Origin of the sequence: Lutibacter flavus (genome assembly GCF_900188355.1) — a bacterium.
Classification (GTDB): Bacteria; Bacteroidota; Bacteroidia; order Flavobacteriales; family Flavobacteriaceae; genus Lutibacter; species Lutibacter flavus.
In genome coordinates, this window is the sequence record NZ_FZNX01000005.1 from 20,478 (window position 1) to 45,548 (window position 25,071).

The 25,071-nt window shown below is 31.2% G+C and carries 28 protein-coding genes; 9 read left to right on the forward strand and 19 right to left on the reverse strand.

Annotated features, from left to right (window positions below):
* The first annotated feature begins 2 nt into the window (after positions 1–2).
* Positions 3–605 carry an alpha-ketoglutarate-dependent dioxygenase AlkB family protein gene (locus CHB63_RS13275; RefSeq protein WP_089378977.1) on the forward strand — a complete coding sequence of 201 codons (603 nt, stop codon included), beginning with the start codon at positions 3–5 and terminating at the stop codon, positions 603–605.
* On the opposite strand, the gene CHB63_RS13280 is transcribed toward CHB63_RS13275, so the two are convergent.
* The 14 genes from CHB63_RS13280 to CHB63_RS13340 all read right to left on the reverse strand — a co-directional run bounded on the left by CHB63_RS13280 (position 602) and on the right by CHB63_RS13340 (position 13,831).
* Positions 602–928 (reverse strand): hypothetical protein, encoded by a 327-nt coding sequence (locus CHB63_RS13280; RefSeq protein ID WP_089378978.1) that lies wholly within the window; start codon positions 926–928, stop codon positions 602–604. The genes CHB63_RS13275 and CHB63_RS13280 overlap by 4 nt on opposite strands.
* A 6-nt stretch (positions 929–934) precedes the next feature.
* Positions 935–2,362 (reverse strand): NADH-quinone oxidoreductase subunit N, encoded by a 1,428-nt coding sequence (locus CHB63_RS13285; RefSeq protein ID WP_089378979.1) that lies wholly within the window; start codon positions 2,360–2,362, stop codon positions 935–937.
* 80 nt (positions 2,363–2,442) lie between these two features.
* Entirely contained in the window at positions 2,443–3,930 is a 1,488-nt protein-coding gene (locus tag CHB63_RS13290; protein ID WP_089378980.1) for a complex I subunit 4 family protein, read from the reverse strand.
* A 9-nt stretch (positions 3,931–3,939) separates the two neighbouring features.
* Positions 3,940–5,859 carry an NADH-quinone oxidoreductase subunit L gene (gene nuoL, locus CHB63_RS13295; RefSeq protein ID WP_089378981.1) on the reverse strand — a complete coding sequence of 640 codons (1,920 nt, stop codon included), beginning with the start codon at positions 5,857–5,859 and terminating at the stop codon, positions 3,940–3,942.
* Positions 5,860–5,872: 13 nt separating this feature from the next.
* Positions 5,873–6,190 (reverse strand): NADH-quinone oxidoreductase subunit NuoK, encoded by a 318-nt coding sequence (gene nuoK / locus CHB63_RS13300; protein WP_089378982.1) that lies wholly within the window; start codon positions 6,188–6,190, stop codon positions 5,873–5,875.
* Positions 6,190–6,711, reverse strand: coding sequence for an NADH-quinone oxidoreductase subunit J family protein (locus tag CHB63_RS13305; protein ID WP_089378983.1), 522 nt, complete (start codon positions 6,709–6,711; stop codon positions 6,190–6,192). Before CHB63_RS13305 ends, nuoK begins: the two co-directional genes overlap by 1 nt.
* A gap of 4 nt (positions 6,712–6,715) precedes the next feature.
* The gene (locus tag CHB63_RS13310) at positions 6,716–7,192 is read right to left on the reverse strand and encodes a 4Fe-4S binding protein (RefSeq protein ID WP_089378984.1); all 477 of its coding nucleotides are present in this window, start codon (positions 7,190–7,192) and stop codon (positions 6,716–6,718) included.
* A gap of 5 nt (positions 7,193–7,197) precedes the next feature.
* Positions 7,198–8,262 (reverse strand): NADH-quinone oxidoreductase subunit NuoH, encoded by a 1,065-nt coding sequence (nuoH, locus tag CHB63_RS13315; protein WP_089379302.1) that lies wholly within the window; start codon positions 8,260–8,262, stop codon positions 7,198–7,200.
* Between the two features lie 10 nt (positions 8,263–8,272).
* The gene (locus CHB63_RS13320; protein WP_217898418.1) at positions 8,273–9,394 is read right to left on the reverse strand and encodes an NADH-quinone oxidoreductase subunit D; all 1,122 of its coding nucleotides are present in this window, start codon (positions 9,392–9,394) and stop codon (positions 8,273–8,275) included.
* A gap of 6 nt (positions 9,395–9,400) precedes the next feature.
* Positions 9,401–9,862: an NADH-quinone oxidoreductase subunit C gene (locus CHB63_RS17260; RefSeq protein WP_217898419.1), complete on the reverse strand. Its 462-nt coding sequence runs from the start codon at positions 9,860–9,862 to the stop codon at positions 9,401–9,403.
* A 10-nt stretch (positions 9,863–9,872) separates the two neighbouring features.
* The gene (locus tag CHB63_RS13325; protein WP_245856984.1) at positions 9,873–10,469 is read right to left on the reverse strand and encodes an NADH-quinone oxidoreductase subunit B; all 597 of its coding nucleotides are present in this window, start codon (positions 10,467–10,469) and stop codon (positions 9,873–9,875) included.
* On the reverse strand, positions 10,460–10,810 hold the full coding sequence (locus CHB63_RS13330) for an NADH-quinone oxidoreductase subunit A (protein WP_089378986.1): 351 nt from the start codon (positions 10,808–10,810) through the stop codon (positions 10,460–10,462). Before CHB63_RS13330 ends, CHB63_RS13325 begins: the two co-directional genes overlap by 10 nt.
* A 148-nt stretch (positions 10,811–10,958) precedes the next feature.
* Positions 10,959–11,972 carry a 2-oxoacid:ferredoxin oxidoreductase subunit beta gene (locus CHB63_RS13335; RefSeq protein WP_089378987.1) on the reverse strand — a complete coding sequence of 338 codons (1,014 nt, stop codon included), beginning with the start codon at positions 11,970–11,972 and terminating at the stop codon, positions 10,959–10,961.
* A 2-nt stretch (positions 11,973–11,974) separates the two neighbouring features.
* Positions 11,975–13,831 (reverse strand): 2-oxoacid:acceptor oxidoreductase subunit alpha, encoded by a 1,857-nt coding sequence (locus tag CHB63_RS13340; protein ID WP_089378988.1) that lies wholly within the window; start codon positions 13,829–13,831, stop codon positions 11,975–11,977.
* A gap of 170 nt (positions 13,832–14,001) precedes the next feature.
* On the opposite strand from CHB63_RS13340, the gene CHB63_RS13345 reads away from it, so the two are divergent.
* Complete coding sequence (locus CHB63_RS13345) at positions 14,002–14,352, forward strand: 4Fe-4S binding protein (RefSeq protein WP_089378989.1); 351 nt, start codon at positions 14,002–14,004, stop codon at positions 14,350–14,352.
* A gap of 64 nt (positions 14,353–14,416) precedes the next feature.
* Here CHB63_RS13345 and lepA read toward each other — a convergent pair whose 3' ends face one another.
* From lepA to CHB63_RS13360, 3 genes are all read right to left on the reverse strand, one after another.
* Complete coding sequence (lepA, locus tag CHB63_RS13350) at positions 14,417–16,213, reverse strand: translation elongation factor 4 (protein WP_089378990.1); 1,797 nt, start codon at positions 16,211–16,213, stop codon at positions 14,417–14,419.
* A 65-nt stretch (positions 16,214–16,278) separates the two neighbouring features.
* Positions 16,279–17,265, reverse strand: coding sequence for a Gfo/Idh/MocA family protein (locus CHB63_RS13355; protein ID WP_089378991.1), 987 nt, complete (start codon positions 17,263–17,265; stop codon positions 16,279–16,281).
* Between the two features lie 11 nt (positions 17,266–17,276).
* Entirely contained in the window at positions 17,277–18,380 is a 1,104-nt protein-coding gene (locus CHB63_RS13360) for a TolB family protein (RefSeq protein WP_089378992.1), read from the reverse strand.
* Positions 18,381–18,470: 90 nt separating this feature from the next.
* On the opposite strand from CHB63_RS13360, the gene dusB reads away from it, so the two are divergent.
* Positions 18,471–19,451, forward strand: a complete 981-nt coding sequence (dusB, locus tag CHB63_RS13365) for a tRNA dihydrouridine synthase DusB (protein ID WP_089378993.1) — start codon at positions 18,471–18,473, stop codon at positions 19,449–19,451.
* Positions 19,452–19,460: 9 nt separating this feature from the next.
* Complete coding sequence (locus CHB63_RS13370; RefSeq protein ID WP_089378994.1) at positions 19,461–20,180, forward strand: SdiA-regulated domain-containing protein; 720 nt, start codon at positions 19,461–19,463, stop codon at positions 20,178–20,180.
* A 5-nt stretch (positions 20,181–20,185) separates the two neighbouring features.
* Here CHB63_RS13370 and CHB63_RS13375 read toward each other — a convergent pair whose 3' ends face one another.
* Both CHB63_RS13375 and rbfA read right to left on the reverse strand, forming a co-directional pair.
* Positions 20,186–21,388 carry an ABC transporter permease gene (locus CHB63_RS13375; RefSeq protein WP_089378995.1) on the reverse strand — a complete coding sequence of 401 codons (1,203 nt, stop codon included), beginning with the start codon at positions 21,386–21,388 and terminating at the stop codon, positions 20,186–20,188.
* Position 21,389: 1 nt separating this feature from the next.
* Complete coding sequence (gene rbfA, locus CHB63_RS13380; protein WP_089378996.1) at positions 21,390–21,782, reverse strand: 30S ribosome-binding factor RbfA; 393 nt, start codon at positions 21,780–21,782, stop codon at positions 21,390–21,392.
* A gap of 150 nt (positions 21,783–21,932) precedes the next feature.
* Here rbfA and CHB63_RS13385 point away from each other — a divergent pair, with 150 nt between their 5' ends.
* The 5 genes from CHB63_RS13385 (at position 21,933) to truB (ending at position 25,063) form a co-directional block, all read left to right on the forward strand.
* Positions 21,933–22,382 (forward strand): hypothetical protein, encoded by a 450-nt coding sequence (locus CHB63_RS13385; protein WP_089378997.1) that lies wholly within the window; start codon positions 21,933–21,935, stop codon positions 22,380–22,382.
* 70 nt (positions 22,383–22,452) lie between these two features.
* The gene (locus CHB63_RS13390) at positions 22,453–23,331 is read left to right on the forward strand and encodes a cell division protein FtsX (RefSeq protein WP_089378998.1); all 879 of its coding nucleotides are present in this window, start codon (positions 22,453–22,455) and stop codon (positions 23,329–23,331) included.
* A gap of 4 nt (positions 23,332–23,335) precedes the next feature.
* Complete coding sequence (locus tag CHB63_RS13395) at positions 23,336–23,581, forward strand: DUF3098 domain-containing protein (protein WP_089378999.1); 246 nt, start codon at positions 23,336–23,338, stop codon at positions 23,579–23,581.
* Position 23,582: 1 nt separating this feature from the next.
* Entirely contained in the window at positions 23,583–24,380 is a 798-nt protein-coding gene (locus CHB63_RS13400) for an undecaprenyl-diphosphate phosphatase (RefSeq protein ID WP_089379000.1), read from the forward strand.
* The gene (gene truB / locus CHB63_RS13405; protein ID WP_089379001.1) at positions 24,380–25,063 is read left to right on the forward strand and encodes a tRNA pseudouridine(55) synthase TruB; all 684 of its coding nucleotides are present in this window, start codon (positions 24,380–24,382) and stop codon (positions 25,061–25,063) included. Before CHB63_RS13400 ends, truB begins: the two co-directional genes overlap by 1 nt.
* The last annotated feature ends 8 nt before the right edge of the window (positions 25,064–25,071 follow it).

A 25,071-nucleotide genomic window follows, 5' to 3' on the forward strand; every position in this document is an offset into this window, starting at 1 on the left:
TAATGGATTTATTCAACAAAAATTCTAACCAAAATATCCTTCCTTTTGATGGCGAAGTTTTGAATTATGGCTTAATCTTAAATAACAAAGATTGTCAGTTTTACTTAAACACTTTTTTAAATGCTGATTTTTGGACTCATGATGAATTAGCAATGTTTGGAAAACGAATTAAAACAACTCGTAAAGTTGCTTGGTTTGGAGATTTAGATCATCAATATTCGTATTCTAGTTCTGTAAAACATGCAATTCCTTGGACTCCAGAATTAATTTCAATAAAAAATTTAATAGAAAAAGAAACGGGAGAAGTTTTTAACTCTTGCCTTTTAAATTTATATCATAATGGAAATGAAGGAATGGGTTGGCACCAAGATAACGAAAAGGAATTGGGTAAAAACCCTGTTATTGCTTCATTAAGTTTAGGAACAGCTCGAAAATTTTCGTTTAAGCATATTCAAACAAAACAAAAAGTTGATGTTGTTTTAGAAGCAGGTAGTTTGTTATTAATAAAAGGTGAAACTCAGGAGAATTGGCTACATAGTTTGCCAAAAACAACCAAAATAAAATTCCCAAGAGTTAATTTAACTTTTAGAAATATTTATAATTAGTCAGCGTATTTCCAATAATGAGGATTTGTATCTTCAGAAACTTGATTCCAATAGTCCTGTGTTACTTTATGTCCGTCAAATGTTTTTAGTTTACGCTCAAAAACCCAAATAGTTGGATTAAAAACCATGTCAGTTACAGCTACCGTGTATAGTTGAGGCTCTTCTTCTGATTTTCTTTTTTCTTCTTGAATAATAACTTCAAAACCATTATGTTCCAATAATTTTTTCAGAAAATTTTTACGGTTTTCATCAATCTTTTTTTCAACAAAAGTCACTCTTGTTTCACCAATACTTCCAAAGGTATGTTTTCCTGCTAATCCCATAATTTCTTAATTAAAAACACTACTTAATTCATAAATGTAATCGTATAATGGACTATATAAACCAAGAACTAATATACCAATTACTGTAATAAACAATCCTAATCTCATATAGAGTTTGTTCTTGAAAAAAGGAATAGGGGTTTCACTTCTTCGAATAAACATAGCTCTAATTACTAGTAAATAATAGTACAGTGAAATTGTTACGTTTACAACAGCTAAAAATACCAACATGTAATATCCTTTACTTGCGGCGGCTGTAAATAAGAAAAACTTACCAAAAAATCCTGCTACTGGTGGTATTCCTGCTAATGAAAATAAAGCTAACATCATTATCAAACTCAAATTAGGGTTTGTTCTGTACAAGCCATTATAATCATCCATATTTTCTTTCCCAGTTTTTAATGAAATTGCTTGTACAACTCCAAAAGCCGCTAAATTTGAAAATATATAAATCATTACAAAATAGACAATTGTTGCAGTTCCTAATTGTGTTCCGGTAATTAATCCTAATAAAATAAAACCAGCTTGTGCAATTGAAGAAAATGCTAAAAAGCGTTTCATATTTTGTTGACGTAATGCAAATAAGTTACCTATAAACATAGTTGCTAAAGCCACAACATAAACCATATTTTCCCAAATGTGAATTAAAGGTTTAAAAACGGTAAACATTAAAATCATTAAAATAAATACTGCAGCTCCTTTTGAAATTACTGATAAATAGGAAGCTACACTAATTGGAGCACCTTCATAAACATCGGCAGTCCAGAAATGAAATGGAACTAATGATATTTTAAATGATAAACCCGCAAAGAATAAAATAAAGCCTAAAATTGTTAAGTTGGTTGAAGTGATAACTTCAATAATATCATTAAAGAATATAGAACCAGATGTTGCATATAATAATGAAATACCAAACAATGAAACTCCTGAAGCTAATGCTGCCGAAAGAATTAATTTAATCCCTGCTTCACTTGATTTTCTTTTTGTGGTTTCATATGCCGCCAAGGCTGCAACTGGTAAAGTTGATAATTCTAAACCGATATAAAACATTAAGAAATCGCCTGCAGAAATCATAAAATACATTCCTAATAATGAAGAAAATAATAATATAAAGAATTCTGTTCCTCTGTTTTCACCCACTATTTTTTCTTCAATCCAATCAGCAGATTGAAGCAATAATATAAAAACTCCAATATTCAATACATTTTTAAAGAAATGAATTAAATTATTGGTTTGAAATGAACCTCCAAAAATACTTGATTCATCAATTGCTAAAAAACCAACAGCGGTATGAATTCCAAATAAAAATATAGCCAAATGTACCAAGCTACTTTTTTTGGATTTGCTTATAAAAATTTCACCAACTAATAACAACAATGTAATTGTTAGTAGTAAAATTTCGTGTCTCATTATGAGAAAACTATCTAAATTCATTTTTCAATATTTTATATTTATCTATAAAAATTTTAACTTCAAACTTCAACGATTAATTCACCCTTTGGGGATTAGGGGGCTTATAATACTCCTTGAATAAACGGTTGAATACTTTCCAATAGCATATCACTTAACCAAAGTGGTGCAACTCCCATTCCTATAATTGGAATTAATAATAATAAAATTCCAGTTGTTTCGTACCAGGTTGCATCTTGTAATTCTAAATATTCTTTATTTTTAACTTGTCCCATTAGCATAATTCCAACAACACGTAAAATATATACAGCTGTTACAACAATTGCAGAAACCGATAGTATTGTAGCAATTCGATAAAACATACCTTCATTTTGGAAAGCTCCAACAAATATGTTCATTTCGGCAACAAATCCGCTAAAACCTGGCAAACCTAAAGAAGCCAAACCAGCAATTACATAAATAGCAGAAATGAACGGAATTACTTTTAGTAAACCTCCTAATTTGGTGATATCTCTAGTGTGTGTTCTTCCGTAAATCATTCCAATTAAGGCAAAGAATAATGCCGTCATAAATCCGTGAGAAAGCGATTGCATTAAGGCTCCGTTCCAAGCTGTTTTATTTAACATTAACAACGCAAATAATACCATTCCTAAGTGACTCACAGAAGAATATGCGTTAATATATTTTAGATCCGTTTGTTTTAATGCTCCAAATGCTCCATAAATAACTCCGGTTGCTGCTAGTATTATAAAGAACCAATCCCAATGCATTGCTCCGGCTGGCAATAAGAACATTGCAACTCTAAATACACCGTAACCACCTAATTTCATTAAAACACCAGCGTGCAACATTGATACTGCTGTTGGTGCAGATGCGTGACCATCTGGTGACCACGTATGAAATGGGAATAAAGCTCCTAAAACAGCAAAGCCTATAAAAGTTAAAGGGAAAAATAATTTTTGTGCTTCAAAAGGAATATTCACTTGAGCAATTTCTAAAATATTGAAGGTTAAAGCTCCACCATCAGCATTTGAATTGAAATAAATTCCTAAAACTCCAACTAATAGAACTGCAGAGGCTCCCATTAACATCAGCGTTAATTTCATTGCTGAATATTCTTTGGGACCTGAGCCCCAAATTCCTATTAATAAATACATTGGAATTACTGCTATTTCGTAAAAAACGAACATTGTAAACAAGTCAATAGAAATAAAGAACCCGTAAACTCCAGTTGATAAAACTAATAAGGAGATGAAAAATTCTTTTGGTAAATCATCTGTTTTCCAAGAAATAAAAACACCAGCCAATACTACAATTGATGTTAATAATAAGAGGGCAACTGAAATTCCATCAACCCCAATGGCATAATGAATATTGAATTGTTCAAACCAAACATAGTCTTTGGTAAAAACCATTATTTCTTCATTAATTTTTCTTTCTTTAAAATAAGCAAAAATTAAATTGATTGACATTCCAAGTTGAATTATACTTCCAACCATAGAAACTATACGTGCTTGTTTTAAACCTTTCGTAAATCCTAAAATTAAGATTGTTAAAACAGGTACAATTACAAAGAGTGATAAAATATCCATATTATTTTGTTAGTTTGTCCATAAATAAATAAACACCATAGCTAAAACTACAACTCCGGCAATAAAACCAAAGGCGTAATCTTGTACTTTACCTGATTGCATTCCTTTAATTTTTTCAGAAATAACTACAGTTTTATTACCAATTCCCTCCATTGTTCCATCTACATATTTTTTATCAAAGAATGCAATTGGCCAGGCAATTCTTTTAAATATTATTTTTTTAGTTACGAACATGTAAATTTCATCAAAATAAAATTTATTGCTTGCCCATTTATAAAATGGACCGAATGCATTTGCAAATCTGTCTGCTAAATCATTTTCTTTTTTGTAGAATACATATGCTAAACCAATTCCAGTTAAACCAACTACGGTTGCAACAATTGCTAAAGGAATATTTAAATGCGCTTCAAAACCAGCTCTATCTGCAGTAATTAATTCGCTAAAAGGAATAAATCCACCAACAATACTTATAAAAGCTAATAACATTAATGGTAATGTCATTGAAATTGGAGATTCATGCGGCACATGTTTGTATTGTGTGTCTTTTCCCCAGAAAATCCCAAAGTATAATCTAAACATATAAAAGGCAGTTAAACCAGCTACAAATACTCCCACAAAATAAAGGAGTTTGTTATGTTCAAAAGCAGCGACTAAAATTTCATCTTTACTCCAAAACCCTGATAAAGGAAATACTCCTGCAATAGCCAAAGCAGCTATTAAAAATGTGATATTTGTAATAGGCATATACTTTCGTAAACCACCCATATCTTTTAAATAATTACTATGTACAGCGTGTATTACTGAACCTGCACCTAAGAATAATAATGCTTTAAACATAGCATGTGTAAATAAATGGAACATTGAAGCCATATAACCAACACCTTCGTGTCCATCATAACCAGAAACACCTAAAGCCATCATCATATATCCCAGTTGCGACATTGTTGAAAATGCTAGTACACGCTTTATATCAGTTTGTGTAATTGCTATTATTGCAGCAAATAAGGAGGAGAATCCACCAACATAAGCTACAATATTTAATGCGAAACCATCTTCAATAAAATAATACATTGGAAATAATCGAGCCACTAAATAAACACCAGCAACAACCATTGTTGCTGCGTGTATTAATGCAGAAACTGGTGTTGGACCTTCCATTGCATCAGGTAACCAAATATGTAATGGAAACATTGCTGATTTTCCAGCCCCTCCCATAAATATTAAAATTAATGCCCAAGTGAGAAATGACAATCCCATAAATGATGTAGATGACCAACTTAAAATAGCGCTACCTTCAGGATTGTTTAAAGTTTCAAAATCATAAGTACCTGTATAATAACCAATAATTAAGATTCCAATTAAGAAACCTAAATCGGCAAAACGAGTAACAATAAATGCTTTTTTTGCTGCAGCAACTGCTGAGGTTTTTGTGTAATAATATCCAATTAATAAATATGATGAGACCCCAACTAATTCCCAGAAAATATAAATTTGAAATAAGTTAGTTGCTAAAACTAATCCAAACATAGAGAAGGAGAATAAACCTAAAAAGGCGAAAAATCTGGTATAACCGTCATCCCCTTTCATATAGCCTCTACTGTATATGTGAACCATTAGAGATACAATTGAAACTACAATCAACATCATAACCGATATAGGATCTATTAAAATTCCCATATCAATTGCTAAGGTATCTGTAAAGTTCATCCAAGTTGTTTTTTCAACAAATGTTTGATAAACTCCATCCACTTTTCCACCTACAAAAAAGTATTGATATGCTGTATAAAATGATAAAGCTGCCGAAGCAGATAATCCTGCAACACCAATATAACCAGAAACAGCAGGTTTAATTTTTTGATTAAAAATTCCTAATAACAAAAATGCTGCTAGTGGAATTAGAGGTATTAATATTACGTAAGTAAAATCCATAATTTCTTAACTATTAATATTTCATAATTTCAGTGTCCTTAACTTCTACCGAAGCAATTTGTCTGTACAAATTAATTATTATTGATACAGCCAAAGCAGTTTCTGCAGCAGCAACGGCAATAATAAATATTGAAAAGAAAACGCCTTGCAACATATCCGGATATAAATATTTGTTGATAACAACAAAATTGATAACAGATGCATTCAATATTAATTCAATAGACATTAAAATTGAAATCAAGTTTTTTCTAGTTATAAAACCGTAAACACCAATAAAAAATAGGATAGAGGTAACGGTTAGAATTTCGTATATGCTAATTCCGGCTATCATTATTTAATGTCATTTTTGTTGGTTAGTTTTTTTCCTTTTGCAATTATTATTGCACCAATCATAGAAGCTAATAAAAGGACACTAATTAATTCAAACGGTAAAATAAATCCACCAGTTTCATAACTTAATAATCCAAGTCCAATATCTTCCGTAGTTGTAGTTACTGATTTTCCTGCTACATTAAATGGATGCGCATAAATTGTAGTTAAAAAGACTCCAAGACCTACTAAACAAGCTAAACCTACCAAGATTTGTTTAGATCTTTTTGCAACTTCTAATTCCATTTCAATATGATGTACCAACACCACTGAAAAAATAATTAGAACAATAATTCCACCTGCGTAAACAGTTAATTGTATGGCGGCTAAGAAATTATAATCTATTAAAAAGTAGATTCCTGCAATTCCACACAGCACAAATAATAAATAAATAACGGATCGAAGCATTTTTTTGCTGGTAACAGATGCAATTGCAAAAACAATCATTACCAATGCTAAAATGTAAAATATAATTTTCTCCATAAGTTTAGTCTTCTACTCCAGCTTTTAATTTAGAGCCTGATTGGTTTAAAACTTTTGTTAATTGTGATCTATCGTAAACTGAATTTTCATAATTCTGAGCCCATAAAATAGCATCTGTAGGACAAGCTTCAATGCATAGCCCACACATTGTACACATTCCTAAATGATAAATATGTTGATCTATCATTTTTTTCTTTTTGCCGGTCTCTTCATCAATTTGCCTATCCCAAATAATTTCAATACTTCCGTTTGGACAAGCTATTTCACATTTCTGACATCCAGTACAACGGTGTTCATTGTTTTCATCATGAGGCATTACTACTTCACCGCGAAAACGTTCAAACATTTTTAGTGTTTCTCTATTGTCTGGATATTGTTGAGTAATTGCCCCTTTACGTGCAGTAATAAAGTACTTACCGGTAACACTCATACCGGTTAGTAGTGTCTTTATTCCTTTATATATATCTCCAAAATAACTCATAATTTCTAAAATTGAATTGTTAGGTTAAGCCAAACAATTAATGCCATTAAAATGATATTTAGTAGGTTTAATGGAAGTAAATATTTCCACTCCAATGTTAATAATTGGTCAACTCTTAATCTTGGGAAAGTCCAACGGAACCACATCATTAAAAATACTAATACCAATGTTTTTCCTACGAACCAAAATACACCTAACCAAGGAATAGATTCTGTTATTCCGAAAGGTGATAACCAACCTCCAAAAAATACTGTTGTTGCAATTGCTGCAATAATAAACATGTTTATAAACTCAGCTAAAAAGAAATAAGCGAATTTCATCCCTGAATATTCAGTATGAAAACCTGCTCCTAATTCACTTTCAGCTTCTACCATATCAAATGGAGCTCTGTTTGTTTCTGCGGTACCTGCAATCATATAAATCATAAATGCAATTACTGCAGGAATATGACCTTGAACAATTAGCCATCCGTTTTTTTGAACTTCAACAATTTCAGAAAGTTGTAATGATCCAGTTATTAATACCATTGTTAAAAGTGACAATCCTACTGAAAGTTCGTAGCTTATAGTTTGAACACCACTACGCATTGCACCAATTAGGGCAAATTTATTGTTACTTGCCCAACCTCCTAGTAAAATTCCAATAACTCCTAATGAAGAAATCGCAATTAAAAAGAAAATTCCAATATTAATATCAAAAGCTTGAAAATCTTGTGTAAATGGAAAAACTGAGAGTGCCATTAACGAGGAAACAATCACAAAGTAAGGTGCTAAATTGTATAAAAACTTATCAGCTTTTACGGTTCCAGTTAATTCTTTTGAAACCAATTTTAAAGCATCTGCCATTGTTTGTAATAACCCCCAAGGTCCAACTCTATTTGGTCCAATACGCAACTGAAACCAAGCAGCTACTTTACGTTCTAATAAAACAAGATACAAACCTGCAACCGCAAAAATGGCTAAATAAATTAATGCGATTGTAACCATTGCACCAATATTTGCTGCTCCTTCAGACATAAAGCCTGAAAGCAATTCGGTAATGGTTTTTGTTATATTTAATGATATATTCATTGTGTTAATTTTATCTGTCAATATCTGGTATTACAAGATCTAAAGTTGCCATAGAAGCTACCAAATCTCCAATTTTACCACCAACAGCAATATGATTTAGTAAGGATAAGTTTGAAAAACCTGGAGAACGGAATTTTAAACGGTATGGATTTTTAGTTCCTGTACTATTTATATACACTCCTAATTCACCTCTAGCCGTTTCAACTTTTTGGTAAAATTCTCCTTTTGGTAATTTTATAACCGCATTTGTAGCGACTTGCACATCTCCTTCAGGAATATTGTCAATTAATTGTTCAATTATTGACATAGATTCCCACATTTCTTCAATTCTAACTTGGTAACGAGCAAAGCTATCTCCCTCTGTTTTTAAAATTTCGTTGAAGTTAACTTTATCGTAAGCACTATATGAATGGTGTTTTCTAACATCACAAGAATACCCAGAACCACGGCCAACTGGGCCAGAAGCACCAAATGAAATGGCATCTTCTTTGGTTAACATTCCAACACCTTTCATCCTTTTTTGAAAAATTACATTTCCAGTAAGTAAGGTGTCGTATTCGGGTAATTTAGTTTTAAAATGAGCAATAAAATCTTTTGTTCTTTTAACAAAATTCGGGTGAATATCAAACATTAGTCCACCTGGAATATTGTAGTTCATTGTTAAACGAGCACCGCAAGTTTCTTCAAAAATATCGTTGATTAATTCACGGTCTCTAAACCCATAAAAGTATGTAGTAAGTGCTCCAACATCCATTCCCATAACTCCCCACCATAATGTGTGAGATGCAATACGTGTTAATTCACCTATAATTGTTCTTATAACTTTAACGCGTTCAGGAACTTCAAGTTCCAGTGCTTTTTCAACGGTTAAACAAACAGCTTCATTATTTATATGTGAAGATAAATAATCCATTCTATCAGTTAAATGAACAATTTGCTGATAGCTATCACGTTCGCACATTTTTTCTATGGAACGATGAATATATCCTAAATCTGGTTCAACTTTTTTAATAATTTCACCATCAATGGTTAATAATAAACGTAAAACACCGTGAGTTGCAGGGTGTTGAGGTCCCATATTAATGAAATATTCCTCTGATTTTAAGTTACTATTTTTAATAGTTGTATCCATAATTACTTATTTGATAACCATATTAATTTCATCCACATAATCTTTTCTTAAAGGAAATCCTTCCCATTCATCAGTTAAAAACAAGCGTTTTAAGTTTGGATGGTTATTAAATTTTATTCCGAAAAAATCAAAAACTTCTCGTTCGTGAAAATCAGCAGTTTTCCAAATGTCACAAACAGAGTCGAACGTTGGATTTTCTCTATCTTCAGTTTGAACTTTTACAACAATAATATGTCTGTGAGTAGTTGATTCTAAATGATAAATAACACCTAATTCTTTTCCCCAGTCAATGCCAGTTAAGCAAAATAAATAATCGAAATTAGTTTCGGTATTACTTTTTAATTGAGACATTAATTGGTGAAGTTGTTCAGCTTTAACTGTAATATTTAAGAACTCAGAACTTTCTTCAGTAAATTCCAATTCTGAAATCCAACTGCTTATTAAATTTTGTAATGCTTCGTTAGTCATAAATTCAGTTTTAAAGTCCTTCGTCAAATCCATCAATAGGATTTTCTTTATGTTTCATGTTTTCAGTTCTAATTTTATCCTGAAGCATTAACATTCCTTCTAATAAAGCTTCAGGGCGTGGAGGACAACCAGGTACATAAACATCTACAGGAATAACATGGTCAGCACCTTTTACAACCGAATAAGAATTATAAAAGAAAGGACCACCGGATATTGCACAAGCTCCCATAGCAATTACATATTTTGGCTCAGCCATTTGATCGTATAAACGACGTAAAACCGGTGCCATTTTATTAACAATTGTTCCTGCAATAATAATTAAATCTGCCTGACGAGGGGAGGGCCTTGCAACCTCAAAACCAAATCGAGAATAATCGTGACGGGCAGCTCCTGTTTGCATCATTTCTATTGCGCAGCAACTGGTACCAAAGTAAAGCGACCAAAGTGAATTTGATCGCCCCCAATTGATTATTTGATCCAATGAAGTAACAATCACGTTAGCTCCATTGCCCGCGGGAATTACTTTTCCCGGGAAATCTGCTGGAACTTCTGGAACCTTAACATTAGGTTCTAGTTGACTTATAAAACGTTTTTTATCTATTCCCATTTTAATGCTTCTTTTTTCCAAGCGTATAATAATCCTAAACCTAATATCACTAAAAATATGATAATTTCAATAAAAGCAACAGATCCTACATCCTTAAACACAACGGCCCAAGGAATTAAAAATGCAACTTCTACATCAAATATTAAGAATAAGATGGCAAATAAGTAATAACCTACTTTAAATTGTACCCAAGTAGGTCCAACAGTGGTCATACCACTTTCATAAGGCTCTCTTTTTTGTGGATTGTCTGATTTATGCGAAATTAAATTTGATAAAAAATTTGCTCCGGCAACTAAAACAATACCCGCAATTAGAAATACAATTATGGCTTCTGATCCCATTTTTAAACTTGTTTTTTATTAGTCTACAAAAATAGTAGATTAATCGTATTAACCTATTTATTTTTATTAATTTAATAATTGGTGAACAAAAATAAATGAATTCAAAAAAAAGATACCTGACTTAAATCAGGTATCAATGTTACAATTATTACTTAACCGTATATGTTTCTCCGGAAAAGAATAAATCATCTGTTTTTTTGAAATTCGAATTTGCCTTTACCTGAGCCGTTAATTCATCTTCACGTTCTTCAAGGGTAACATCTTCATAGCTTCTTATAATACCTGTCGCTACTGGATATTCCAGTCTAACTAACATTTGATGCAAGGTAAGGTCTTTTTCTTTAGCATCATGAACTAACAAATCTTCTTGTGCAATTCCATTTTCACCTATAGTTACAACTTCTAATTTTAGTCCTTTTAGAATTAATCCTTTATCACGGTTTTTACCAAAAATCATTGGTTTACCATGTTCAAGGAAAATTTGTTTGTCTTCTTTTACGGCTTTATCCGTTATATTTTTAAAACAGCCATCATTAAATATTACACAATTTTGTAATACTTCAATCAAAGAAGTTCCCTTAAATTTATGAGCATCAATAAAAAGTTGAGTCATTTCTTTTGGCACATTTCCACCAATTCTTGCAAAGAAACGCGCTCCAGCACCTAATGCTAATTCACCAGGTTGAAAAGGAGGCTGGGTATTTCCATAAGGAGATGATTTTGTTTTTTGACCAACTAATGATGTTGGTGAAAACTGACCCTTAGTTAAACCATATATTTCATTATTAAACATAACTATGTTTAAATTGATGTTTCTACGTAACACATGAATAAAGTGATTTCCACCAATTGCCATAGAGTCACCATCACCTGTCATTACCCAAACACTTAAATCTGGATTTGCTAATTTTACACCAGAAGCAATTCCTGGGGCCCTACCATGAATAGTATGCATTCCATAAGTGTTCATATAATATGGAAAGCGTGAAGAACACCCAATTCCAGATATAAAAACTACATCCTCTCTTTTTACACCCATTTCCGGCAATGCCTTTTGCATGGATCGTAATATTACATAGTCGTCGCAACCAGGGCACCAACGTACTTCTTGATCACTTGTAAAATCTTTGAAAGTATATTTTTGTTCTATTGTTGTTTCCATAATTAGTCTACTAATTTTTTAAATTCTGCTATTAGTTCATTGTTCCCAAATGGTAATCCTTGAATTTTATTAAATTGATGAATTTTAAAACCTTCAAAATTTATTCTTAAAATTTTAGCAAACTGACCATTGTTTAATTCACAAACAATAATTTTTTTGAATCTAGTTAATAATTCTTCCGTGTTTTTTGGAAGTGGATTGATATAGTTGAAATGTGCAAAACCTATATTTTTATAACCATCTTCATTAATTTGTTTTACTGCAGAATGTAAAGAACCATAAGTTCCTCCCCAGCCAATTACTAATAAATCACCAGTTTCAGCAAATTCAGTTTTAATATCTGGAATAAAATTTTGAACTCGTTTTATTTTCTCAGCTCTAATTTTAGTCATTTTTTCATGATTTTCAGGAGCTTGAGATACATTACCTGTGATTCGATCTTTTTCTAATCCTCCGATTCTATGCTCTAATCCAGCTGTTCCAGGAATAGCCCAATTTCTGGCTAATGTTTCTTCATCTCTTTCATATGGATGAAAGTCCTCAGATGCATTTTTAGAAATTCTATTTTTAATTTCTGGTAAATCTTTTAAGCTTTTTATTTTCCAAGGAGCGGATCCATTTGCAATATAACCATCAGTTAATAAAATTACCGGAGTCATATGTTCCAATGATAATTTTGCAGCTTCATATGCATATTGGAAACAATCGGCTGGAGTAGATGCCGCAATTACAATTACGGGACTTTCACCATTTCTACCATACATTGCTTGTAACAAATCAGATTGTTCAGTTTTAGTTGGTAATCCTGTTGAAGGACCTCCACGTTGAACATTTACAACTACTAATGGAAGTTCCATTATCATAGCCAACCCTAATGCTTCGCCTTTTAATGCCAAACCAGGCCCTGATGTTGTTGTAATCGCTAAATCACCAGCAAAAGAAGCTCCAATAGCTGAGGCTATACCTGCTATTTCATCTTCAGCCTGAAAAGCCTTAACACCAAAATGTTTATGTTTTACTAATTCATGTAAAATATCAGTTGCAGGTGTAATTGGGTATGAACCTAAAAATAATTCTAATCCAGATTTTTCTGCAGCCGCTAAAAATCCCCAGGCAGTTGCCGTATTACCCATAATAATTCTATAGGTACCAGGCTTCATTTTTGCAGGAGAAATTGTATAGGCATTTGGAATTAACTCTAAAGTTTCTGCAAAGAAATATCCAGCATTTAATACCTTAGTATTTGCTTCAATTAAATTTGGTTTGGTTTTGAATTTTTTATTAAAAAATTCAATCGTATGTTCTTTAGATCTGCCATACATCCAATAAACCATTCCTAAAGCAAACATATTTTTACTTCTTACAATGGATTTATTATCTAATCCTTCAACCTCTTTTAAGGCTTCTTTGGTTAAAGAAGTCATATCAACCTGAATAATTCGATAGTTTTCTAAGCTACCATCTTCAAGTGGGTTTGTTTCATATTGCGCTTTTTCTAAATTCTTTTTTGAAAAAGCATCGGTGTCAACAATAATTGTATGCCCAGGTTTCACTGCATATAAGTTGGTTTTTAATCCTGCAGGATTCATAGCAACTAATAGATCTAAGTTATCACCTGGAGTGCTTACTTCAACACTACCAATATGAACTTGAAAGCCTGAAACTCCATACAAACTGCCTTGAGGAGCTCTAATTTCCGAAGGGTAATTTGGGAAAGTGGCAATATCATTTCCAAACATGGCAGAAGTATCAGAAAACTGAGTTCCTGTTAGCTGCATTCCATCACCAGAGTCTCCAACAAATCGAATAACGACAGCCTCTATTACTTCTGGTTGTAACTTTACTTTATCTGAAATCATAATTTTATGCTAATTAGAAAATTTTATTTAAATTTATGAAATTAATTTTATGCAAATAATATAGACCAAATTTAAATTTACTTTTTAGATTAGTAAATGACTTTTGTCACATTGACTTGTATAAATTTGTATAACTTTGTCCAATTATTAAATTTTAAAATTAAATAAACATGGCTATTAAAATAACAGATGAATGTATAAATTGTGATGCCTGTATATCAGAATGTCCAAATAATGCAATTTACGAACCAGATAGTGAATGGGCGTATGCAGATGAAACAGCTTTAAGTGGAACAATTACGTTACCAAATGGTGAAGAAGCTGATGCTGATGCAATGAATGAACCAATATCTGATGAATTTTACTTTATTGTAACAGATAAATGTACAGAATGTAAAGGTTTTCATGATGAGCCTCAATGTGCTTCTGTTTGTCCAGTGGATTGTTGTGTTCCTGATGAGGATCACGTTGAAACTGAAGAAGAACTTTTGGCGAAGAAAGCTTGGATGCACGGAGAATAATTCGTTTATCAACATAAAAAAAGCACCGTTTTCGGTGCTTTTTTTATGAAATATATATTAGTTTTTAATCGTTTAATTTTAAAACTGCCATAAAAGCTTCTTGTGGAATTTCTACATTACCAACTTGTCGCATACGTTTTTTACCTTTCTTTTGTTTCTCTAAAAGTTTTCTTTTACGAGAAATATCTCCACCATAACATTTTGCAGTTACATCTTTTCTAAGAGCTTTTACAGTTTCACGTGAAATAATTTTTGCTCCAATTGCAGCTTGAATAGGAATATCAAATTGCTGACGCGGTATTAACTGACGTAATTTTTCGCACATTTTTTTACCAATATTATAGGCGTTATCTGCGTGAATTAAGGCAGAAAGTGCATCAACAGAAGTTCCATTCAATAAAATATCAACTTTTACAAGTTTTGAAGCTTTAAGTCCAATAGGATGATAATCAAAAGAAGCATATCCTTTGGAGACTGTTTTTAAGCGATCATAAAAATCGAAAACTATTTCAGCTAAAGGCATTTCAAAAGTTAACTCAACACGTTCAGGCGTTAAATAAGTTTGATTGGTTACTTGTCCACGTTTTTCAATACATAAACTCATAACAGGACCTACAAAATCAGATTTTGTAATAATTGTTGCTTTTATAAAAGGCTCTTCAACTCGGTTTAATTTTGAAGGTTCTGGTAAATCCGATGGATTATTAACCAAAAGCATGGTATCTGGATTTTTATTGGTAAATGCATGATACGATACGTTAGGGACAGTAGTTATTACTGTCATATCAAATTCACGTTCTAAACGTTCCTGAATAATTTCTAAATGTAACATTCCTAAGAATCCACATCTAAATCCGAACCCTAACGCAGCAGAGCTTTCAGGAATAAAAACTAAAGAAGCATCATTTAATTGTAATTTTTCCATTGAATTACGAAGTTCTTCGTAATCTTCAGTGTCAACAGGGTAAATCCCTGCAAATACCATTGGCTTTACATCCTCAAAACCATCAATTCTATTTTGAGTTGGGTTTACCATATCAGTTATTGTATCACCAACTTTAATTTCACTAGCAGTTTTAACACCTGTAATTAAATAGCCAACATCCCCTGCTTTTATACTTTGTTTTGCAACTTGGGTTAGTTTTAAAGTACCTACTTCATCAGCAATGTACTCTTTATTAGTTGCCATAAATTTAATACGTTGCCCTTTTTTAATTTCACCATTAAAAACCCTAAAATAGGTTTCAACACCGCGATAGGAATTATAAACAGAGTCAAAAATAAGCGCCTGTAAAGGTGCATTTACATCTCCTTTTGGAGCTGGAACCCTATCAATAATTGCTTTTAAAATATTTTCAACTCCAAAACCAGTTTTTCCACTTGCATGTATCACTTCTTCAGCATCACATCCCAATAAATCTACTATATCATCGGTAACTTCTTCTGGATTTGCACTTGGTAAATCAACTTTGTTTAAAACAGGAATAATTTCTAAATCATGTTCTAATGCTAAATATAAATTAGAAATAGTTTGTGCTTGTATACTTTGTGCCGCATCTACAATAAGCAGTGCGCCTTCACAAGCTGCAATTGATCTGGAAACTTCGTAGGAAAAATCTACGTGACCAGGCGTGTCAATTAAATTTAGAACATAATTTTCTCCTTCAAATGTATAATCCATTTGAATGGCATGGCTTTTAATAGTGATACCGCGTTCACGTTCTAAATCCATAGTATCTAATAACTGTGCTTGTTCTTGACGCGCAGTAGTTGTTCCGGTGAAACTTAATAATCTATCGGCTAATGTGCTTTTACCGTGATCAATATGTGCTATTATACAAAAATTTCTAATGTTTTTCATGCTTCGTGTTCCTATCTTCTTAATTTGGCGCAAAGATAGCCAAATATTTATTCAAATAATTAAAATTAAATTGAGTCGTGATTTGGATAAACTATACCAGCATCTTTTCTAATAGCATCAAGTGTTTCCATTAATTTTAAACTGAAAGAATGTGGTAAAATTGGACTTTCTAAAAGGTTGTTATCTAAACATTCCATCAGATGAATAGCCTCAAATTGATAACCCATATTTGGTCCAGCATCAAAATCTATTAATTGAGTAGTATCATTTTTGTGTAATTCAATTGGTTCGCTTGAAAAACGATGGTATTTAATGTATCCATTTTCAAAAGCCAAATCAACATCATTTTTATAATTGGCATCAAAACTTGAATTTAACAATGCCATTTCACCGTTTTTATAGCCGAAAATTATTGAAATAGTTTCCTCAGATCCAGTTGGACTAAAATGTGCAATCGTTTTAATTTCATTTGGTGTTCCTAAAAAATGGAGCGCTGTAAAAACTGGATAAATCCCAATATCTAAAAGAGAACCGCCGCCCAAATCAATATTATAAAGCCTGTTTTTTGGATTGTATTCTCCGTTAAACATAAAATCGGATCTTACAAATTTCAATTTCCCTAAATTTTCAGTTTTTATAAGTTCGTGAACTTTTAATAATTTGGGTCTAAATGCAACCCAAAATGCTTCCATTAAAAAAGTGTTGTTTGCTTTTGAAGCAGCAATCATTTGTTTTACTTCTCTCGAATTTATGGCAAACGCTTTTTCGCATAAAACAGCCTTTTTATGGTTTAAACAAAGCAATGTGTGTTCAAAGTGAAAAGTATGTGGTGTAGCAATATAAACAACATCAACATTTGGGTCTTCCACCATTTTCTGATAAGAGCCATACGCTTTTTCAAAACCGAATTCAGAAGCAAAATCTTGAGCATTTTCTAAATTTCTTGATGCGGTTGCATATAAGTTTGCATTTGATAAGCCTTTTAATTCTATAGAGAATTTTTTTGCAATTCCTCCACAACCTAAAATTGCCCAGTTATATTTTTTCGACATTTATTTAAATTTTATTCAACCCAATCTGCAATAAATAAATTTGTATCGTGGGTTCCATTATTATTTCTATTTGATGAAAAAACTATTTTTTTACCGTCAGGTGAAAACATTGGGAATGCGTCAAAAACAGTATCAAAAGTAATTTGTTCTAAGTCGGTACCATCAACATTTATCATAAATAAATTAAAACTTCTTTTTGATTTATGATTGGAAGAAAATATCACTTTTTTTCCTGAAGGATGGAAAAACGGTGCCCAATTAGCACTGCCTAAGTCAGTAATTTTTGTTAATTCGCTACCGTCAATATTGCACGTATACAGTTCCATATTAGTTGGTTGTACTAAGTCTTCGGCCAGTAAATCTTTATATTCTTTTATTTCTTCATCCGTTTTAGGACGAGAAGAGCGGAAAATTAATTTTGTTCCATCTGGCGAGAAGAAAGCGCCACCATCATAACCTAATTCATTTGTAACCTGTTTAACATCAGAACCATCAATATTCATTGTGAATAATTCTAAATCACCTGTTCGGGTTGAAGTAAACACAATTTTATCACCTTTAGGAGAGACCGTAGGCTCAGCATCGTACCCATCTTCAAAAGTTAATTGTTTTAACTGATTTCCTTTTGTGTCTGCAACAAAAATATCAAACCCCTTATAAACGGGCCAAATATATTTATTGCCGTAATCTTCTTTTTTTGGTGCTGGCGGACAGTTTTCATCAGCCAAATGGGTAGATGAATAAATGATAGTTTCATCTCCTGGCAAAAAATAGCTGCAAGTTGTCCTACCTAAACCGGTACTTACTAATTGAGGTTTTTGTCCATTACTTAAATCATCGGTAATATTCATTGTAAAAATTTGATCACATTTTAACCCCCAAACGTTGTTAGCCTGAAAAACTAATTTCTTATTATCAAAACTCCAATAAGCTTCTGCATTATCACCTCCAAATGTAAGTTGCTTTATATTTTTTAAGTGTTTTTCCTGAGGATAATGAAGTGTATTTACAATTTTTGTAGCTCCGGATTTACCATCGTAACTAGTTTTATTTTGTTTAGATTTACAACCAAAGAATAGAATTGAAAGTAGTATAACGGATATTTTTAGTTTCATAATAAATTTGTTAGGTTTCAAAAATACAATTTTATGAATGAATCTTGAAATAATTAAAATTATGTATTTTTGCGCACTTAAAATTTTGTTTTGGTAAAAATAGGAGACATAGAATTAAATGATTTTCCGCTGTTGCTGGCACCAATGGAAGACGTGAGCGATCCGCCGTTTAGAGCATTGTGCAAAGAACAAGGGGCAGATGTGGTATATACTGAATTTATTTCTAGTGAAGGATTAATTCGAGATGCAGCAAAAAGTAGAAAAAAACTGGATATTTATGAAAAAGAGCGTCCAGTTGGTATTCAAATTTTTGGAGCCAATTTAGAATCTATGCTTAGAACTGTTGAAATTGTTGAACAGTCAAATCCAGATATTATTGATATTAATTTTGGTTGCCCAGTTAAAAAAGTGGTGAGCAAAGGTGCTGGAGCAGGTATTTTAAAAGACATCGATTTAATGGTGAGTTTAACAGAGGCTATGGTCAAACACACCAAATTACCAATAACAGTAAAAACTCGTTTAGGTTGGGACGAATCTTCAATAAAAATTGTTGAAGTTGCCGAACGTTTGCAAGATGTTGGCTGCAAAGCAATATCTATTCATGGTAGAACCAGAGCTCAAATGTATAAAGGAAATGCAACTTGGGCACCAATAGCTGATGTGAAAAATAACTCTAGAATGCACATTCCTGTTTTTGGTAATGGAGATGTAAATTCACCTGAAAGAGCTATGGAAATGCGAGACAAATTTGGGCTGGATGGCGCAATGATTGGTAGAGCAAGTATTGGAAATCCTTGGTTTTTTAAACAAGTAAAACACTTTTTTGAAACAGGTGAGCACTTACCTGAAATTACAATTGCTGATCGGGTTGAAATGGCAAAACGTCACTTACAAATGGAAATTGACTGGAAAGAAAGTGAAATTGTAGGTGTAATGGAAACGAGAAGACATTATACAAATTACTTTAAGGGAATTCCTCATTTTAAAGAGTACCGTTTAAAAATGGTAACATCAGATTCGGCGAAAGATGTTTTTGATGTTTTTGATGAAGTAATTCAGAAGTTTGCATAATTTTATGCTATGAAAAATACAGTTGTGTTTATTGTTATAATTGTAATGATATTTTCTTGTAATTTTAATATAAAGTCTTCCAATGAACTAGTAGTTTTAGAGGAAATAAAATTAAATATTAAAGAACCTTCTGGCATTACCTATTATAAAAATCATTTATATATTGCTAGCGATTATAATGGATTGGTGTACAAAACCAATTTAAAAGGAGAAATTGTAAAAAAAATCCCAACAGATTTTACCGATATAGAAGGCGTTGCTATGGATAAAAATGGAAATTTATTTGTTGTAAACGAGAATAAAAGAACATTTGTAAAATTAAAGTTGAACGGTGAAACGGATAAAAAATATAAGATAAAAGGAAGGCAGAAACAGCATAATAGCGGTTTAGAAGGTGTTTGTTATTCTAAAAAATTAGATTGTTTTTTTATAGTCAACGAAAGTTTACCTAGAGAAGTAATGAAAATTTCAAGAAAGGGAAAAGAAAAGGAATCCTTTAAAATTGATTTTGCAAATGATTTATCTGGAATTTGTTTTGATGAAAAAACGAAGAATATTTGGATTGTTAGCGATGAATCTCAAAAAATTTATGAGGTTTCAACTAAAGGGGTTAAACTAAAAGATTATAAAATACCTGTTAACAAAGCCGAAGGAATTACTATTAATAAAGATAAAATTTATGTTGTTAGTGATGCTGAAAACAAACTGTATGTTTTAAAAAAACCGTAATAAAATTATTCCACTAACTTTTTAGAAATTCTGCTACTTGCAATTTTTGAAGCGATAAAACCTAAAACTAAAATTGTTATAATTACAGAAAATAAGTTGTAAAACGTAAATTCTACAGGATAAGCAAGGTGTTGTGTAATCATAAATAATTGAAACTTTTTTTGAAGCAACACCAAAATTACTCCAATTGAAAGCCCAATAATTAACCCGAATAGCGATAACAAAAAGCCTTGTAAAATAAATACGCGCTTAATGTCTTTTATAGTTGCTCCTAAATTATATAATGTTTTTAGGTTGTCCTTTTTATCTAAAATCATCATAATTATTGCGCCAATTACATTGAACAAAGCAATAATTAAAATAAGTGTAAAAATTAAATAAGATGCTAAGTTTTCAGTATTTAACATTTTATAAAATACGGCATTTAACTGTTCTCTGGTTTCAATGTTAAAATCGGCTCCTAATTTATTTTTAAGTTCAGAAATTATGGTTGCTCTATCATCAATATCTTTAACTTTAAACTCAATAGCTGAAATTTGTTCTGTTTGATAATTCAATAAAATTTGTGCTAATTCTAATGTAATAAATGTATATTTTTTATCAATTTCATCTGTTAAAGCAAATATGCCAATTGGCTGAGCTTCTATTTGATTAAAAGCATTATTTGGATTAATAGCATATCCTTTACCAGGTTTTGGAACATAAATTTTTAAAGGCTCACTAAAATAAAATACCCCAACAGTTAAAATATTGGAAATGCCATTTCCAATTACAGCTCCATTAGGAATGTTTTTATCTAACCAAGTGCCAACATAAACTGTAGAATCAATTTTATTTACTTTGGTGTAATTGGAGTCGACACCTTTAATATAAGCAATATGTGTTTTTTTGTTAAATTCAAAAAAAGCCCGTTCTTCAATTACTTTTGAATAGGAGGCAATACCTTGTTGATGATCAATTTTTTCTTGAAGTTCACTATTAAAAAGAAATGATTTTCCTTTAACCGGTGTAATTTTCACATCAGGATCAGAAGTATTTAAAAAGCCAACACTAAACGCTCTTAAACCCGAAAAACCTGATAATACTATAAACAACGCTAAGGTGCCAATTACAACACCAATTGCAGCAATTATTGTAATAATGTTAATTGTGTTATTGCTGCTTTTAGAAAATAAATACCGTTTAGCTATGTATAAGGAAAAATTCAAGTTATTGTTTTTGACGATTGTCTAAAATATCTGGATTTTTAATTGGATTTCCTTTTTTTCCTTGTAAAGCATTATCAATATCTTCAATATAATCTAAGCTATCATCAATAAAAAACAACAATTCTGGCATACGTCTTAATTGATTTCGAGTACGTTTTGCCATTTCATATCTAATTGTAGCTGTATTTTCTTTTACTCCTTTTAATATAATTTCCCTTTTTAATTGTGGAAAAACACTAATATATACTTTAGCCTGCCCTAAATCTGAGGTAACTTGTACTTTGGTAACAGATATAATTATTCCCTTCATTCCGTCCTGCGCAGCGTGTTGTAAAACATCGGCTAAGTCTTTTTGTAAAACTCCTGCTATTTTTTTTTGTCTGTTTGTTTCCATAGTGCAAAGATAATAGTTAAATGTACATAATTTTTGTTTGTTGGTTTTTAATTTAAATCCATAATATAATATACCAATTAATAATTTAAACAGATTATTTCAAGCATTATTTTTTAAATTTGAGATGCTATTTATTAAAATAATGAAATTATGCAACGCAACTTATTTTTAATAAACTCCTTAATTATTTTTTTTGGAGCAAGTTATTTTATTTTTTCGGGCTCAGTTATATTAACTAAACCATTTATAGAGGTAATAGGAATGCCTTTTGGAACTGTAATTACCTGGTTAGGATTAATTGCATTTCAAATTATAATTTATTTTATTATTAAAAGAAATTCAATTATTAAAGTTTTCAATTATTATAGAATAATTTTTAAAATTTGTATTATTATAGCTTGTTTTTGGGGGTTTATTGGATATTTTTTGGCAAATAATTGGGCCTATAATTTTTCAAATAGTGAAATGTTTAGAGGAGGAGAAAAAGCGGCTACATTATTTTGGAATTTCACATTCTTTTTATTGATTTTTCCAATTGCCATTGTTCTAATTTATGGAGTGCAATCCTTTCTTTTATTGTTTAAGAAGAAACAACGCTAGTTTTGTAATTAATCCATAAAACCATTCATCAACAATTTGTATATTGCAATCTAATTAATAAAAAATACTTTTGAATAATTCATTTGAAAAATATCAGAAAAGAAGATTACGATCGTCCTACTTTTCAGTGATAATAAGTATTGCTTTGGTGTTGTTTTTAGTTGGTTTTTTAGGTCTTATTTTATTGAAAACCAACAGTATTACAAAGCATTTCAAAGAAAAAGTTGCACTAACAATTTTTTTAACTGACAAGGCAAAATCAAATGATGTAGAAATTTTGCAAGCTGAATTAAAAAAGGCTGAGTATTCAAAAGAAGTAACGTATGTTTCAAAAAAAGAAGCTGCTGAAAAATATTCAGAAGAAATAGGAGAAGAGTTTGTAGACTTTTTAGGTGATAATCCATTAAAAAATGCCATTGACGTAAGTTTAAAATCGGAGTTTGTAACACCCGAAAAAATGGCTGAAATTGAAAAGCAACTATTAAATAGAAGTATTGTTGCTGAAGTTGTTTATGACAAACCTTTAATAGAATTACTTACAAAAAATATCAGCCGCATTAGCTTTTGGATGCTCTTATTTAGCTCATTATTCACCTTAATTGCAGTAGTTTTAATCAATAGTTCAATTAGACTTTCTGTTTATTCAAAAAGGTTTACTATTAAAACTATGCAAATGGTTGGAGCAACAAAAGGATTTATTAGAAAGCCATTTATTTTGCAAAGTATTAAATTGGGTGTTTTAGGAGCAATAGTTTCAATTTTGGGCTTATTAATTTTTATATTTTATGTAAATAAAATGGTTCCAGAAATTGAATTATTAGCCGATTATAAAGTACTCGCTTTATTATTTGCATTTATTATTACAATGGGAATACTAATTTCTTGGATTAGTACGTTTTTTGCTACACAACGTTTTTTAAATTTAAGAACAGACGAACTTTATTATTAAAATAATGAATAAGAAAAAAGAAGAAAATAAGAGCGAATTCCTTTTTGGTAAAAAGAATTATACAATAATGTTAATTGGAATAGCAATTATAGCATTGGGCTTTATCTTAATGGCAGGAGGCGGAAGTGATGATCCAGCAATATTTAATGAGGATATTTATAATTTTAGAAGAATTCGTTTAGCACCTACTTTAGTTCTTATTGGATTAGCAGTTGAGATTTACGCTATTATCGTGAAATCTAAAAAATAACATGAATTATTTTGAAGCATTAATCTTAGGGATTATTCAGGGATTAACAGAGTTTTTACCAGTTTCATCTAGTGGACATTTAGAAATTGCAAAAGCAATTTTAGGAGATCAATCTTTACCTAGTGAAAGTTTAACGGTTACAGTGGTGCTGCATTTTGCAACTGCACTTAGCACTTTGGTCGTTTTTAGAAATGAAGTATTTCAAATTATAAAAGGATTGTTTCAATTTAAATGGAACGAAGAATTGCAATTTTCTTTAAAAATAATTTTGTCAATGGTACCAGCGGTAATTGCTGGACTTTTTTTTGAAAAAGAATTTGAGCAATTTTTTGGAGGTAAAATTTTACTTGTTGGTTTTATGCTAATTATTACTGCATTACTTTTATTATTTGCGGATAAAGCTAAAGATACTTCAAAAGATGTTACTTTTTTTAATGCTATGGTTGTTGGTATTTCACAAGCTTTAGCAATATTGCCTGGTATTTCTAGATCTGGAGCAACAATATCCTCGGCGGTTTTGCTGGGGATTGATAAAACAAAAGCAGCTAGATTTTCATTTTTAATGGTGGTTCCACTAATTTTTGGAAAAATTGGAAAAGATGTTTTAGCAGGATCAATTAGTTTTGAAGGGCATAAAGTAGGTGTATTAATTGTTGGCTTTATTGCCGCATTTATTTCAGGATTATTTGCTTGTAAATGGATGATTGCAATCGTTAAAAAAAGCAAGCTTTCATATTTTGCTTTGTATTGCTTTATTGTTGGTGTAATTGCAATTGGTGTTACTTTAATAAATAATTAATGACTTTAGAAGATTATACAAACGGACAGATTTTATTAATAGATAAGCCATTAAACTGGACTTCTTTTCAAGTTGTAAATAAGTTACGTTGGCATATTAGACAGCAATTTAAAATTAAAAAAATTAAAGTTGGTCACGCAGGTACTTTAGATCCATTGGCGACTGGTTTGTTAATAATTTGCACTGGAAAATTCACAAAAAAAATTGATGAATATCAAGGGCAAATAAAAGAATATACGGGCGAAATTACTTTGGGAGCTACGACTCCAAGTTTTGATTTGGAAACTGAAATAAATGAAACCTTTCCAACAAATCATATAACCGAAGCGTTAATTCACGAAACAACAAAACAGTTTATTGGAGAAATTGATCAGGTTCCGCCAATTTTTTCAGCTTTAAAAAAAGATGGAGTTCGGCTTTATGATATTGCCAGAGCTGGGGAGACGACTGAAATTAAATCGAGGAAAATTACAATTTCAGCATTTGAAATTACTAATATTAATTTGCCTAAAGTTAATTTTAGAGTTGTTTGTAGTAAAGGAACTTACATTCGTTCACTTGCAAATGACTTTGGTAAAGCATTAAACTCTGGTGGCCACTTATCGGAATTAAGAAGAACAAAAATTGGAGCGTTTAAAGTTGAAGATGGTATAACTATTGATGAGTTTATTGCTAATATTTAGGCAATAAG

Excerpts from the sequence above, each read along its gene's own strand:
- CHB63_RS13275 (WP_089378977.1), top strand. The coding sequence starts at position 3 with ATGGATTTATTCAACAAAAATTCTAACCAAAATATCCTTCCTTTTGAT.
- CHB63_RS13280 (WP_089378978.1), bottom strand. The coding sequence starts at position 928 with ATGGGATTAGCAGGAAAACATACCTTTGGAAGTATTGGTGAAACAAGA.
- CHB63_RS13285 (WP_089378979.1), bottom strand. The coding sequence starts at position 2,362 with ATGAATTTAGATAGTTTTCTCATAATGAGACACGAAATTTTACTACTA.
- CHB63_RS13290 (WP_089378980.1), bottom strand. The coding sequence starts at position 3,930 with ATGGATATTTTATCACTCTTTGTAATTGTACCTGTTTTAACAATCTTA.
- nuoL (WP_089378981.1), bottom strand. The coding sequence starts at position 5,859 with ATGGATTTTACTTACGTAATATTAATACCTCTAATTCCACTAGCAGCA.
- nuoK (WP_089378982.1), bottom strand. The coding sequence starts at position 6,190 with ATGATAGCCGGAATTAGCATATACGAAATTCTAACCGTTACCTCTATC.
- CHB63_RS13305 (WP_089378983.1), bottom strand. The coding sequence starts at position 6,711 with ATGGAGAAAATTATATTTTACATTTTAGCATTGGTAATGATTGTTTTT.
- CHB63_RS13310 (WP_089378984.1), bottom strand. The coding sequence starts at position 7,192 with ATGAGTTATTTTGGAGATATATATAAAGGAATAAAGACACTACTAACC.
- nuoH (WP_089379302.1), bottom strand. The coding sequence starts at position 8,262 with ATGAATATATCATTAAATATAACAAAAACCATTACCGAATTGCTTTCA.
- CHB63_RS13320 (WP_217898418.1), bottom strand. The coding sequence starts at position 9,394 with ATGGATACAACTATTAAAAATAGTAACTTAAAATCAGAGGAATATTTC.
- CHB63_RS17260 (WP_217898419.1), bottom strand. The coding sequence starts at position 9,862 with ATGACTAACGAAGCATTACAAAATTTAATAAGCAGTTGGATTTCAGAA.
- CHB63_RS13325 (WP_245856984.1), bottom strand. The coding sequence starts at position 10,469 with ATGGGAATAGATAAAAAACGTTTTATAAGTCAACTAGAACCTAATGTT.
- CHB63_RS13330 (WP_089378986.1), bottom strand. The coding sequence starts at position 10,810 with ATGGGATCAGAAGCCATAATTGTATTTCTAATTGCGGGTATTGTTTTA.
- CHB63_RS13335 (WP_089378987.1), bottom strand. The coding sequence starts at position 11,972 with ATGGAAACAACAATAGAACAAAAATATACTTTCAAAGATTTTACAAGT.
- CHB63_RS13340 (WP_089378988.1), bottom strand. The coding sequence starts at position 13,831 with ATGATTTCAGATAAAGTAAAGTTACAACCAGAAGTAATAGAGGCTGTC.
- CHB63_RS13345 (WP_089378989.1), top strand. The coding sequence starts at position 14,002 with ATGGCTATTAAAATAACAGATGAATGTATAAATTGTGATGCCTGTATA.
- lepA (WP_089378990.1), bottom strand. The coding sequence starts at position 16,213 with ATGAAAAACATTAGAAATTTTTGTATAATAGCACATATTGATCACGGT.
- CHB63_RS13355 (WP_089378991.1), bottom strand. The coding sequence starts at position 17,265 with ATGTCGAAAAAATATAACTGGGCAATTTTAGGTTGTGGAGGAATTGCA.
- CHB63_RS13360 (WP_089378992.1), bottom strand. The coding sequence starts at position 18,380 with ATGAAACTAAAAATATCCGTTATACTACTTTCAATTCTATTCTTTGGT.
- CHB63_RS13370 (WP_089378994.1), top strand. The coding sequence starts at position 19,461 with ATGAAAAATACAGTTGTGTTTATTGTTATAATTGTAATGATATTTTCT.
- rbfA (WP_089378996.1), bottom strand. The coding sequence starts at position 21,782 with ATGGAAACAAACAGACAAAAAAAAATAGCAGGAGTTTTACAAAAAGAC.
- CHB63_RS13385 (WP_089378997.1), top strand. The coding sequence starts at position 21,933 with ATGCAACGCAACTTATTTTTAATAAACTCCTTAATTATTTTTTTTGGA.
- CHB63_RS13395 (WP_089378999.1), top strand. The coding sequence starts at position 23,336 with ATGAATAAGAAAAAAGAAGAAAATAAGAGCGAATTCCTTTTTGGTAAA.
- CHB63_RS13400 (WP_089379000.1), top strand. The coding sequence starts at position 23,583 with ATGAATTATTTTGAAGCATTAATCTTAGGGATTATTCAGGGATTAACA.
- truB (WP_089379001.1), top strand. The coding sequence starts at position 24,380 with ATGACTTTAGAAGATTATACAAACGGACAGATTTTATTAATAGATAAG.